Raw genomic sequence first — 12217 nt, 5'->3', positions numbered from 1 at the left:
GGCGCACCCGTCACTTGATCGCGAGCGGGTTGACCGGCGAGCCGCTGGCCTGGTTCACCTTCAGCGGGGCGGCCGCGTAGAGGAAGGTGTACTGGCCGTCCTCGGCGCAGTCCGCGGCCAGCCTCTCCAGGTCGCAGATCTCGGTCAGGGTGACCCCGAGGTTGCGCATCAGCGCGCAGTGCAGCGGGAGCGCCGTGCCGTTCTCCGGGTCCATGGTGACCTCGTTGGCGATGGTGTCGGTCACGAGGTTCGGAATCTCCATCTCCTGGAACCAGGAGACCAGCTCGGGGCTGTAGGTCAGGCCCGGCTCGCAGAAGCCCTCGTAGAACGCGTCGCCCTGCTCGAAGAAGAGCTTGAGGAAGTTGGTGCGGATGATCAGGATGTCGTGCTTCTCGATCTCGGTGCCCTGGGCCTTCGCGCACGCCATCAGGTCCTCGTGGGTGAACGTCTCGGCCTTGTCGAGGTTGTCCTTGCCGCGGAAGCGGGCCATGTCGAGCAGGATGCCGCGCCCGGCCACGCCGCGCTCGGCGATCGGGGCCACGCTGGCCCTGTCCAGGCCGCCGACGGTGGTGCGGGCGTCGTAGCCGTTCCAGATCTGGCCGCCGTACCAGACGTGGCCGAGGGCGTCGTACTGCGTGGAGCCCTGCAGGAAGGCGTCGATCTTGTCGTCGGCGTAGTGCAGGCCGCCCGGGAACTGCGGGGCGTCGTCGGCGTCCCACGAGGCCTCGTCGAGGATCATCGTGCGCACGGCCGGCTTCCGACCCGGCCACACCGGGTCGCCCTTGGGGTCGCCGATCAGGCGCTGGAGGGTGAAGACCGAGCCCTGCCTGATGTGCCGCACCCCGCGCAGGACCTCTTCGGCGGTGAGGTAGTTCAGGGCGCCGATCTCGTCGTCGGGCCCCCACTTCCCCCAGTTGGTCGGGGCGTCCTTGAGGAGCTCATCCATGGTGGGAACTTCGGTCATCTGAACCTCCAGGCAGACGGAGCGATCGCTCGGGAAACTGAACAGGTTGAGAGCAGCGTCACACGGCCACTCGTGGATCGTCAACGGTTCTGAGACTGAGAAATGGCAAAGACTCGTACGGCGAGCCTCGCTCGCCGCCCCTCGTCATGTTCAGGTATCCTGAACTCATGACGAACCATGAGGCCGCCACCGCGGGTGCGGCGGTACGCCGGCAGCGGCTGCTGCACGGCATGACCCTGCGCGAGCTCGCGTCCCGGCTCGAGGTCAGCGCGGCGACCGTGAGCGCCCTCGAGAACGACCGGACCGGGATCTCGGTCGACCGGATGCGCCGGATCGCCGAGGTCCTCGACGTACCGGTCGCCGCCCTGGTCGCCGGTGCCGCCCCGGTGGTCGCGCACCCGGCGCCCGCGATCCCGGCCGAGCCGACCGTGGCGACGCCGACCGGGCACTGGCGCGACTTCGCGCCGCTGCCGATCGACGGCGTGCTGGCCGGGGCGATCCGCGCCTTCGTGGCGATCGGCTACCACGGCGCGAGCATGCGGTCGATCGCCGAGCTCGCGAACATGAGCGTCCCCGGCGTCTACCACCACTACCCGAGCAAGCAGGACCTGTTGGTCCGCGTGTTCGACCTGACCATGACCGACCTCATCTGGCGGGTCGAGCAGGCCCGGGACGAGGGCACCGACCCGGTGTCCCGGGTCGCCCTGTTCGTCGAGGCCCTGGCGCTCTACCACGCCCGCCGCAACGACCTCGCGTTCATCGGGGCCAGCGAGATGCGCAGCCTGGAGCCGGCGAGCTACCGGCGCATCGCCCAGCTGCGCACCTACGTCCAGGACCTCCTCGACGGCCAGATCGCCGAGGCCATCTCAGCCGGCGGGCTGAGCGTGAGCCACCCCGACGACGCCGGCAAGGCGATCGCCACGATGTGCACCTCGCTGGCCCAGTGGTTCCACCCGGACGGCCCCACCACGCCCGAGCAGATCGCCCGGGAGTACTCCCGGTTCGCCCTGGGCCTCCTCGGCCACCGACCCGGCTGACCCCGCCGAGGCGGCGCAGTTGTACGCCGTGACCGGCCTACCAGAGCTGGAGGGAGGCGCGGAAGATGCCCGCGATGTCCTCGCCGGCGACCTCCTTCGGGCAGGTCGCCAGCAGCCGCTGCTGCTTGAGCGTGCCCTCGACCAGGTCGTCCACGTCGCCCTCGGAGTAGCCGACCGCCCCGATCCCGTTGGGGATGTCGATGTCGCGCATCAGGTCGATGATCACCCCGGGCAGCGTGTCCGCGGACCCCTGGTCGGCGTCCACGCCCGGGTCGAGCAGCGCGGCCGCCCGCAGGTGCCGCTCGGGGGCCGCGTCGAAGGTGAAGCGGAACGCCTCGGGAGCGGTGAGCGCCACCGACATGCCGTGCGGCACCATCGCCTCGTCGGCGGGGTAGTCCTTGGGGTGGAAGTCGCGGACCCGGCCGGCGATCGGGTAGCCGTTCGCGTGCGGGATGTGCACGCCGGCGTTGCCGAAGCCCATGCCCGCGAACGTCGCGGCCAGGGCCATGTCGTGCCGGGCGTCGTGGTCGTCGCCGTGGTGCACCGCCGTGCGGAACGACGCGCCGAGCAGCCGCATCGCCTTCTCCGACCACATGTCCGCGATCGGGTTGGAGCCGCAGTAGGGCACCCGCTGCTCCGGCTGCTTCCTGTCGTACGTCGTGTACCAGCGCGCGGTGTAGCTCTCCAGCGCGTGGCACAGGATGTCCATGCCGGACGACGCGGTCACGCCGGGCGGCTGGGTGACGGTCAGGTCGGGGTCGATCACGGCCAGCGTGGGGCGCAGGCGCGGGTGGCTGATGCCGGTCTTGACCTTGAGGCTGAGGACGTCGAGCACGCACACGGTGGTGCTCTCGCTGCCGGTGCCGGCGGTCGTCGGCACCGCGACCAGCGGCTTGAGCGGCTTCGCAGGGTTCGCGCCCTTGCCGACCGGGACGTTGATGTAGTCCATGAGCTCGCCGTCGTTGGTCATCATCAGGTTGATGGCCTTGGCGGTGTCGATGCTCGACCCGCCGCCCACGGCGACGTAGGCGTCGAACGGCCCGGCGTCGCGGGCGAAGTCGATCGCCTGCTGCATGCTCTCGTCGGTCGGCTCGACGTGGGAGCCGTCGAAGACCCGGGCCTCGATCCCGAACCGGCCCATCTGGTCGGCGACGCGCTGCGGCAGCCCGGTGGCGGCGACACCCGGATCGGTCACGACCAGCGCGCGCGAGACGCCGTACTGGGAGAGGTCGTAGCCGACCTCGTCGGACGCCCCGGAGCCGAACTTCAGCTGGGGCGCGCCGTAGGTGAAGACCGTCTCGGACTGCTGCTGCGACATCGTTGTCCTCCTCGAAGGTGACCGTCCGGCCACCATATAGAGCCCTGTGTCGCGCGGCGTCGGCCTAGTCTGGCGGGGTGCAGCTCGGCCAGTACCCCGCCCCACGCCACGCGGTCGCCCACGTCAGCGACCCGCACCTGCTCGCGGACCGCCTGCAGTACGGCGTCATCGACACCGAGACCGGCCTGCTCCGGTCCCTCGAGCGACTGGGCCGGCTCGACCCGCCGCCCGCCGCGATCGTGTTCACCGGCGACCTCGCCGACCGGGCCGAGCCCGCGGCGTACGCCCGGCTGCGGGACCTGGTCGAGCCGGTCGCGGCGCGGATGGGCGCCGAGGTCGTGTGGGTGATGGGGAACCACGACGAGCGGGCGCCGTACGCACGGGAGCTCTTCGGCGAGGACGCCGACGACGCCACGACCCAGGACCGGGTGCACGAGGTCGACGGGCTGCGGATCATCTCCCTGGACACCAGCGTGCCCGGCTACCACCACGGTGAGCTGACCGACGAGCAGCTGGCCTGGCTCCGCGAGGTGCTCGCCACCCCGGCGCCGCACGGCACGCTGCTCGCGCTGCACCATCCCCCGATCCCGGTGCCGATGCTGCGCGCGGCCGAGATCATCGAGCTGCTCGACCAGGACCGGCTGGCGCAGGCGCTGGCCGGCTCCGACGTGCGCGGCATCATCGGCGGCCACTTCCACTTCTCGACGTACTCGACCTTCGCCGGCATCCCGGTGTCGGTGGCGTCGGCGACCTGCTACACCTCCGACCCCGCACCGCTCGACCGCTTCGTCTCCGGGGTGGACGGGCACCAGGCGGTCACGATGATGCACCTGTACGACGACCGGGTGGTGCACACGATCGTCCCGCTGGCCGAGGAGCCCGAGGTGAGCGGCTTCCCCGCCGACGTGGCCGCAGCGGTCGAGGCGATGAGCCCCGAGGAGCGCCGCGAGCTGGTGTCGCGCAAGGACTCCCCGCTCAACACCGGCCAGCTGCACGTCGACGCGGTGACCGACCCCGCGGGCTGACCACCCGGCGGCCCTCAACCCTTGACGACCCCGACCGGGAGCAGCCGGGCCACCTTCCGCGCCAGGCCGGCCCGCTCGGTGACCTCCACGACCGCGTCGACGTCCTTGTACGCCGTCGGGGTCTCCTCGGCCAGGCCCCGCCAGGAGGCTCCCCGGACCGCGATGCCGCGCGCCTCCAGCTGGGTCCGGAGCTGCCGCCCGCCGATGGAGCGGGCGGCCGCGTGCCGGCTCTGGACGCGTCCCGCGCCGTGCGCGGCCGAGCTGAAGGCGGGTGAGCCGGGCACGCCCACCAGCACGTACGACGCCGTCCCCATCGTGCCGGGCAGCAGCACCGGCTGGCCCACCTCGGCCAGGGGTGCCGGCAGGTCGGGGTGCCCCGGGGGCAGCGCCCGCGTCGCACCCTTGCGGTGCACGCAGAGCAGCCGACGGTCCCCGTCCACGTCGTGCTCCTCGAGCTTGGCGAGGTTGTGCGAGACGTCGTAGACGAGGTCGAAGCCGCAGGGGCACTCCTCGGCGAAGACCCGCCGGACGCGCTCGGCGAGCAGCTGGCGGTTGGCCCGTCCGTAGTTGGCGGCGGCGGACATCGCACCCAGGTAGTCGCGCCCGGCCGGCGAGTCCACGGGCGCACAGGCGAGCATCCGGTCAGGCACCGAGATGCCGCACGACGCCATGGCCCGGTCCATCACCCGCACGTGGTCGGCACAGGTCTGGTGCCCCAGCCCCCGCGAGCCGCAGTGGATCATCACGCAGATCCGGCCGGCCGCGAGTCCCAGGATCCGCGCGGCGTGCTCGTCGTACACCCTCTCCACCACCTGCACCTCCAGGAAGTGGTTGCCCGAGCCGAGGCTGCCCAGCTGCCCGATCCCGCGCTCGAGGGCGTGCGGGCTCACCTGCGCCGGCGCGGCGCCGCCCACCGCTCCCCGGTCCTCGCAGCGCTCGAGGTCGCGGGCCACCCCGTGCCCCTGCTCCACCGCGTACCGGGCGCCACCGAGGAGCACGCGCTCGAGCTCTGCCCGGTCCCGCGGCCGCCAGACGCCACCCGGTCCGGGACCCCGCGGGGTCTGCCGGCCGAGCGCATCCATCACCCGCGCCAGGCGCGGCCGGAGCTCCTCGAGGGCCAGGTCCGGCGAGAACAGCAGCCGGACCCCGCACGAGATGTCGAAGCCGACGCCCCCGGGCGAGACCACTCCGCCGGCGCCCACGTCGGTGGCGGCGACGCCGCCGATCGGGAACCCGTAGCCCTCGTGCACGTCGGGCATCGCATAGGAGGCCGCCACGATGCCCGGCAGGGTCGCCACGTTGGCGACCTGCCGCAGCGCGTGGTCGCCGGAGCCGTCGGGCAGCAGCGCGCGGGACGCGAAGACGACCCCGGGGACCCGCATCGCCCCCTCGCGCTCGATGCGGTGCCGCCAGGGCGTCTCCTCGACCAGCCTCATCGGCGTCGGCCCCCGGCCGGGACGTCCGCGTGCCCGGTCACTCCTGGGTGATGAGGCCGTAGTGCCCGTCGTAGCGGCGGTAGAGCACGCGTCCGTGTCCGGTCCCGGCGTCGAGGTAGAAGACGAACGGCTCGCTGTCGGCCTCGAGGCGGATGCGCGCCTCGGCGTCGGTGAGCTGCGGCGGCGAGGGCTCGTGCGTCACCGCCGCGACCGCCTCCTCGCTCGCCGCTCCCTTCACCCCGTAGCCGCCCTCCGGCAGCCGGTGCACCAACGCGGGCTCGCCGGACCCGACGTCGGTGAAGAGGTAGAAGTCGTGGTCGAGCAGGTCCATGTCGAAGGCGGCCTCGTCGATGGTCATCGGCTCCGCCGCGAACGACTTGTGGCGGACGACCTCCCGCGACTCCTCCGGCCGCGGGTAGTACGGCACCGGCTCGCGCGGCTGGTCGCCGTGGCGCCACTCGTGCTCGCTCGCGACGCCGGTCCAGCGGTGACGGGTGCGCGTGCGGTCCTGCAGCTGGACCAGGCGACGACGCAGCCGGGCCTCGAGCTCGTCCACGGCCTCCCCCATGGTCGGCGCGGTCGCGTGGGCCCGCAGGGTCGTGCCCTCGACGTCGACGGTGGCCTCGGCCCGCGCTGGCCGCGGGACCGCCGGGTCGTGGCGGTGGTCCAGCACGACGTGCGCGCGCAGGACCCGCGGCCGGGCGACGCTCAGCGCGTGCTCGACCTTCTCCTGCGCGTAGCGCCGGGCGCTGTCACCGACCTCGCCGCGCAGCGTCACCTCGACCGGTGCTTGCTCCTCCGACACCGACATCGGCGTCACTCCTTCACGGGCTCCTCGCGGGCGTACGGCTCCGATGCAACGCTGGTCCTCGCGGCGGGGGCAGTGGCCAAGGTCCCGGCACGGCGCGGCCGATGGCCCGGGTACGCCGGCCCCGGGCCGCCGGAGGCTGGAGCCATGGCGTCTGCGGGCGACGGGACGGTCACGACCGTGCTCGGCGGGGACGTGATGCTGGGCCGGGGGGTCGACCAGGTCCTCGCCCACCCCGGCGACCCCGCCCTGACCGAGTCCTGCGTGCGCGACGCCCGCCGCTACGTCGAGCTCGCCGAGACCGTCTCCGGGGCGGTGCCGGCCCCGGTCGACGACGCGTGGCCGTGGGGCGACGCCCTCGCCGCGCTGACCGGGAGCGACGTGGACGTGCGGGTCCTCAACCTCGAGACCAGCATCACCCGCTCCGACGACGTGGCACCGGCCAAGGCCGTGCACTACCGGATGAGCCCGGGCAACATCGGGTGCCTGCAGGCCGCGCGCCCGGACGTGTGCGTGCTGGCGAACAACCACGTGCTCGACTTCGGGCGGCGGGGGCTCGAGGAGTCGCTGGACGTCCTGGACGCGGCCGGCCTGGCGCGGGCCGGGGCCGGGCGGGACCTCGCCGAGGCGCAGCAGCCGGCGGTGGTCACCGTCAGCGGCGGGCCACCGGTCGTCGTCCTGGCCTTCGGGCACTGGAGCAGCGGGGTGCCCGACTCCTGGGCGGCCGGCCCGCAGCGCTCCGGCGTGGCCCTGCTGCCGGACCTGTCGGACGCGACCGCGGCGGAGGTCGGCGACCTGGTCCGCCAGTGGCAGCGCCGGGGAGCGCTCGTGGTCGTCTCGTTGCACTGGGGCTCCAACTGGGGCTGGTCCGTCCCCCGGGAGCAGGTCCGCTTCGCGCACCGGCTGGTGGACGCCGGGGCGGCCGTCGTCCACGGCCACTCGTCGCACCATCCGCGTCCGCTGGAGGTGTACGCCGGGCGGCTGATCCTCTACGGCTGCGGCGACCTCGTCAACGACTACGAGGGCATCGGCGGCCACGAGGAGTACCGCGGCGACCTGCGGCTGCTCTACCGGGCCACCCTGGACCGCGTGGGCACCCTGACCGGTCTCGACCTGCTGCCCTTCCGCGCTCGCCGACTCCGGCTCGAGAGCGCCGGGACCGCCGACGTCGCCTGGCTGGAGGAGGCGCTCGACCGGCGCTGCCGGCGCTGGGGAGCCCGTGCCCGGCGTACGCCCTCGGGCCTCATCCGGCTGGGCTGGAGCTGACCGGACACGCACCGTCCCGGGCGGACCGCATGAGCCACCCCCCGGACCGGGTACGCCCGACGTAGCCCCCGCCGCCGGCGGGACCACCGGAAGGGAGACGACGTGCAGGTGCTCGAGGCGATCCTCGACTGGCTGGCCACCTCGGGATCGATGGCCTGGGAGATCCTCTGGCCGCTGATCCTCGGCTTCACCCTGTCCGGTGCGGTCCAGGCGGTCGTCCGCCGCGACCAGGTGACCTCCCTCCTCGACGGCGACTCGCCGCGCGCACTGGCCTGGGCCACGGGCCTGGGTGCGGCCTCCTCTTCCTGCTCCTACGCCTCGGTGGCACTGGCCCGGACCCTCTTCCGCAAGGGGGCGAGCCTGACGTCGGCGATGGCCTTCGAGATCGCGTCCACCAACCTGGTGATCGAGCTCGGCATCATCCTCTGGCTGCTGATGGGCTGGCGGTTCACCCTGGCCGAGTTCATCGGCGGGCCGGTGATGATCGTGCTGGTCGCCCTGCTGTTCCGCTGGTTCGTCTCCCGCCGGATCGTGGACGCGGCCCGCGAGCAGGCGGACCGGGGCGTGGCCGGGTCGATGGAGGGCCACGCCGCGATGGACATGTCGGTGCAGTCCGAGGGCAGCCTTTGGTCGCGCCTGTTCTCCCGCGAGGGGGTGGACTCGGTCGCGTCGTACTTCGTCATGGACTGGGCGTCGGTCCTGCGCGACATCGTGATCGGCCTGCTGATCGCGGGCGCCTTCGCCACCTGGGTGCCCACCGACTGGCTGCAGACCTTCTTCCTGGACGGGCACCCGGTCGCGGCGCAGATCTGGGGCCCGGTGGTCGGGCCCCTGGTGGCGGTGCTCAGCTTCGTCTGCTCGGTCGGCAACGTCCCGCTCGCCGCGGTGCTCTGGAACGGCGGCATCAGCTTCGGCGGTGTCGTGTCGTTCCTCTTCGCCGACCTGATCATCGTGCCCATCATCCTGATCTACCGGAAGTACTACGGCACGGCGGCAGCGCTGCGGATCACCGGCCTGTTCTACCTGGCGATGGTGGCGGCCGGGTACGTCGTCGAGCTGCTGTTCGCGCTGGTCAACCTCACGCCGACCGAGCGGGACGCGACCGTCATCGAGTCGCACATCTCCTGGAACTACACGACCTGGCTCAACATCGTCTTCCTCGCGCTGGCCGTGCTGCTCCTGGTGCGGTTCGCGCGCACCGGCGGCTGGCCGATGCTGCGCGAGATGGGCGGCTCACCCGCCGCCGACGACCACGAGCACGAGCACGATCACGGCGCCGGGGGACGCTGAGCCCGCCGCAGCACGTCGAGCACCTGCCGGTGGGCCAGCCAACCGACCGGCTCTGCGCTGTCGGGTGCCAGGACCGGGAGCGCGAGCGCGTCCTCGCGGTCCAGGGCGTCGAGCGCGTCGTCGAGGCTCTGGTCGGTCCGCAGGATCGGCAGCTGCTCGGCCACCTGGCCGACCCGGGTGAGGTCGTGCTCACCGTCCGCGAGCGTCTCGGCCACGGTCCGCGACGTCAGGACGCCGACGAAGGCGCCGTCCTCGTCGACGACCACGAGCTGGCCGACGCCGGTCTCGGTGACCCGGGACAGGCTGTCCGCCAGGCTCAGGTCGGCGGGGACGGCCGGCCCCAGCGGCGTCATCTCCTCGCCGACCGTGGCGGTGGTCAGCACCGCGGCGTGCGGGTGCTGACCGAGGTCGATGCCGCGACGGCTCAGCTTGAGGGTGTAGATGCTGTCCCGCGAGACCAGGTGGCTGATGCCGGTGGCCAGGACGATCGCGGTCATCAGCGGCAGGATGATGGAGTACTCGCCGGTCAGCTCGAACATGATCACCACGGCGGTGATGGGGGCGCGCGCCGCGCCGGCGAAGACCGCCCCCATGCCGATCAGGCCGTAGGCGCCGGCCGGACCGGACAGGCCGGGTGCGAGCCCGTGGAGCATCTGCCCGAAGCCGGAGCCGAGCATCGCGCCGATGAACAGGCTGGGCGCGAAGACCCCGCCGGATCCGCCGATCCCGATGCTCAGGCTGGTCGCGAGCATCTTGCCCAGCATCAGCACCAGCAGGAAGCCGGTCGTGTAGGCGCCGGAGACCGAGCTGCCCAGCACGGGGTACCCCACGCCGTACATCTCGGGAAGCACGAGCAACAGCGTGCCCAGCAGCAGCCCACCCACCGCGGGACGGAGCCACTCCGGCCACCGCCAGGCCCAGTCGCAGGCGTCCTCGATCCAGTACAGGACGCGGGTGAACGCGACTCCGACGAACCCCGCGATCACGCCGAGGAGGGCGAAGAGGAGGTACTGCGACGAGTGCTCGACCGTGAAGGTCGGCAGCTGCAGGAACGGGTCGTTGCCCAGCGCGGCCCGTCCGATGACGCTGGCGGTGACCGAGGAGAGGACGACCATCCCGAAGCTGCGGGCCGCGAAGTCGGTGAGGATCAGCTCCATCGCGAAGAAGACGCCCGCGAGCGGTGCGTTGAAGGTCGCGGCGATCCCGCCGGCCGCGCCGCAGGCGACGAGGACGCGCATCCGCGACTCCGGCGCCCCCACGACGCGGCCGACCGTGGAGCCGAGCGCCGACCCGATCTGGACGATCGGGCCTTCCCGACCGACGGATCCGCCACCCCCGATGCAGAGCGCCGAGGCCAGGGCCTTGACCCCGGCGACCTGCGGGCGGATCCGGCCACCCCGCCGAGCCACGGCGTACATCACCTCGGGGACGCCGTGGCCGCGCGCCTCGCGGGCGAACCTGTGCACCAGCGGCCCGTAGACCAGGCCGGCGACGACCGGCGCCAGCACCACGAACCACGGGCCGAGCCACGGGACCAGCGGGTTCGCCGCGCCGCCCGTGGCGGAGTAGTCCTCGTGGCCCGACAGGATGTGCGTGAAGGTGATCACCAGCCACCGGAAGGCCACCGCACCGAGGCCGGCACCGGCGCCCACGACCAGCGCGAGCAGCAGCAGGCCGGTGTCCGAGCCACGCAGCTCCTGCCACCGGTCCCGACCGCGTCCGAACGGTCGGCCGCTGCGCTGCGACCTGGCGAGGGGGACGGTGGCGGGTTCGACGGTCGGCATTGATGCAGTATGCAATAGTTGCACCATGCAAGACAAAGTGACGCCGCCCGACCCCGGGGTCGACGACCTGGTGACCGGGCTGCTGACCGCCTCCCGCGTGCTGGTCGGCGTGGCCGCGCGATCGCTCCACGAGGTGGAGGACATCGTCACGGTCGCCCAGTTCCGCACGCTGGTGGTGCTCTCCGGCCACGGCGAGATGAAGCTGAGCCGGTTGGCCGAACTCTGCGCGGTCAACGCCTCGACGGCGCAGCGGATGGTGGAGCGGCTCAGCACCGCGGGCCTGGTGGCGCGTCGCACCAACCCCGACAACCGGCGCGAGGTGCTGCTCACGCTCACCGACGAGGGCCGGCGGGTGGTGGACACCGTCACCGAGCAGCGGCGCCACCAGATCGCCCGGATCGTGCGCCGGATGCCGACCTCGAGCAGGTCCGCGGTCGTGGCGGCGCTGCGCGACTTCGCCTCGGCCGCGGACGAGCCCGAGCCCGAGGTGGACGGCAGCCTCTGGGGCTTCTCGCTGCTCTCCGACCAGGGTCAGGAGCCGGCGCCTCGGCGCAAATGACTGACGCCCCGGTCGATGACCGGGGCGCCAGTGGCAGGTGAAGGATTCGAACCTTCGAAGGCAAAGCCGACGGATTTACAGTCCGCTCCCATTGGCCGCTCGGGCAACCTGCCTGGTGCCGGCCCACCGGCGTTTGGCCGGTCGGCAGCAAGGCGAAAGAATAGCGCAGCCCCATCGACAGACGAAAACCGCCGGCGACGTGCCGGCACCGCACGGACAACAAGGAGCAGAGATGGCCGACTCGTCGTTCGACATCGTCAGCAAGATCGACCGCCAGGAGGTCGACAACGCGCTCGGGCAGACCGCGCGGGAGATCGCCACCCGCTTCGACTTCAAGGGCACGGGGGCCACGATCGAGTGGCAGGGCGAGCACGCGATCGAGATCTCCGCCTCTGCCGACGACCGCGCCAGCGCCGTGCTCGACGTGTTCAAGGGCAAGCTGGTCAAGCGAGACGTGAGCCTGAAGGTGCTCGACGCCTCCGAGCCGCGTCAGTCCGGCCAGCAGAGCAAGATCTCGATCACCCTCAAGGAGGGGATCAGCTCCGAGGACGCCAAGAAGATCTCCAAGCTGATCCGCGACGAGGGCCCCAAGGGCGTCAAGGCGCAGATCCAGGGCGACGAGCTCCGGGTCTCCTCCAAGAAGCGCGACGACCTCCAGGCCGTCATCTCGCTGGTCAAGCAGCAGGACTACGAGTTCGCGGTGCAGTTCACCAACTACCGCTGACCGGGC

Annotated in this window: 11 protein-coding genes and 1 tRNA gene; 6 read left to right on the top strand and 6 right to left on the bottom strand. The window is 72.4% G+C overall.

What is annotated here, in order from left to right; all coding sequences use genetic code 11:
• Positions 1-10: 10 nt before the first annotated feature.
• On the bottom strand, positions 11-964 hold the full coding sequence (locus ABD268_RS14230; RefSeq protein ID WP_344153292.1) for a cyclase family protein: 954 nt from the start codon (positions 962-964) through the stop codon (positions 11-13).
• A gap of 167 nt (positions 965-1131) precedes the next feature.
• On the opposite strand from ABD268_RS14230, the gene ABD268_RS14225 reads away from it, so the two are divergent.
• Positions 1132-2001, top strand: a complete 870-nt coding sequence (locus ABD268_RS14225) for a TetR-type transcription factor C-terminal domain-containing protein (protein ID WP_344153289.1) — start codon at positions 1132-1134, stop codon at positions 1999-2001.
• Between the two features lie 37 nt (positions 2002-2038).
• Here ABD268_RS14225 and ABD268_RS14220 read toward each other — a convergent pair whose 3' ends face one another.
• Positions 2039-3319, bottom strand: a complete 1281-nt coding sequence (locus tag ABD268_RS14220) for a hydroxyacid-oxoacid transhydrogenase (protein ID WP_344153286.1) — start codon at positions 3317-3319, stop codon at positions 2039-2041.
• Positions 3320-3396: 77 nt separating this feature from the next.
• Here ABD268_RS14220 and ABD268_RS14215 point away from each other — a divergent pair, with 77 nt between their 5' ends.
• Entirely contained in the window at positions 3397-4344 is a 948-nt protein-coding gene (locus ABD268_RS14215) for a phosphodiesterase (RefSeq protein WP_344153283.1), read from the top strand.
• A 14-nt stretch (positions 4345-4358) separates the two neighbouring features.
• Here the strand turns inward: ABD268_RS14215 and ABD268_RS14210 are convergent, their stop codons facing one another.
• Both ABD268_RS14210 and ABD268_RS14205 read right to left on the bottom strand, forming a co-directional pair.
• Positions 4359-5780, bottom strand: a complete 1422-nt coding sequence (locus ABD268_RS14210) for an RtcB family protein (RefSeq protein WP_344153280.1) — start codon at positions 5778-5780, stop codon at positions 4359-4361.
• 37 nt (positions 5781-5817) lie between these two features.
• Positions 5818-6591, bottom strand: a complete 774-nt coding sequence (locus ABD268_RS14205; protein WP_344153278.1) for a ribosome hibernation promotion factor — start codon at positions 6589-6591, stop codon at positions 5818-5820.
• 144 nt (positions 6592-6735) lie between these two features.
• Between ABD268_RS14205 and ABD268_RS14200 the strand changes: the two genes are divergently transcribed.
• On the top strand, positions 6736-7854 hold the full coding sequence (locus tag ABD268_RS14200; RefSeq protein ID WP_344153276.1) for a CapA family protein: 1119 nt from the start codon (positions 6736-6738) through the stop codon (positions 7852-7854).
• A 102-nt stretch (positions 7855-7956) separates the two neighbouring features.
• Positions 7957-9144: a permease gene (locus ABD268_RS14195; RefSeq protein WP_344153273.1), complete on the top strand. Its 1188-nt coding sequence runs from the start codon at positions 7957-7959 to the stop codon at positions 9142-9144.
• Here the strand turns inward: ABD268_RS14195 and ABD268_RS14190 are convergent.
• Positions 9123-10928 (bottom strand): chloride channel protein, encoded by a 1806-nt coding sequence (locus tag ABD268_RS14190; protein ID WP_344153270.1) that lies wholly within the window; start codon positions 10926-10928, stop codon positions 9123-9125. The genes ABD268_RS14195 and ABD268_RS14190 overlap by 22 nt on opposite strands.
• A gap of 25 nt (positions 10929-10953) precedes the next feature.
• Between ABD268_RS14190 and ABD268_RS14185 the strand changes: the two genes are divergently transcribed.
• Positions 10954-11487 (top strand): MarR family winged helix-turn-helix transcriptional regulator, encoded by a 534-nt coding sequence (locus tag ABD268_RS14185; protein ID WP_344153267.1) that lies wholly within the window; start codon positions 10954-10956, stop codon positions 11485-11487.
• 31 nt (positions 11488-11518) lie between these two features.
• Here ABD268_RS14185 and ABD268_RS14180 read toward each other — a convergent pair.
• Positions 11519-11600, bottom strand: a tRNA-Tyr gene (locus ABD268_RS14180).
• A 119-nt stretch (positions 11601-11719) separates the two neighbouring features.
• Here ABD268_RS14180 and ABD268_RS14175 point away from each other — a divergent pair.
• Complete coding sequence (locus ABD268_RS14175) at positions 11720-12211, top strand: YajQ family cyclic di-GMP-binding protein (protein ID WP_344153264.1); 492 nt, start codon at positions 11720-11722, stop codon at positions 12209-12211.
• Positions 12212-12217 lie beyond the last annotated feature (6 nt).

Origin of the sequence: Nocardioides koreensis, from assembly GCF_039531775.1 — a bacterium.
Classification (GTDB): Bacteria; Actinomycetota; Actinomycetes; order Propionibacteriales; family Nocardioidaceae; genus Nocardioides; species Nocardioides koreensis.
Note: the sequence above shows the minus strand (reverse complement) of the source record. Positions and strands in the feature narration are given on the sequence as shown.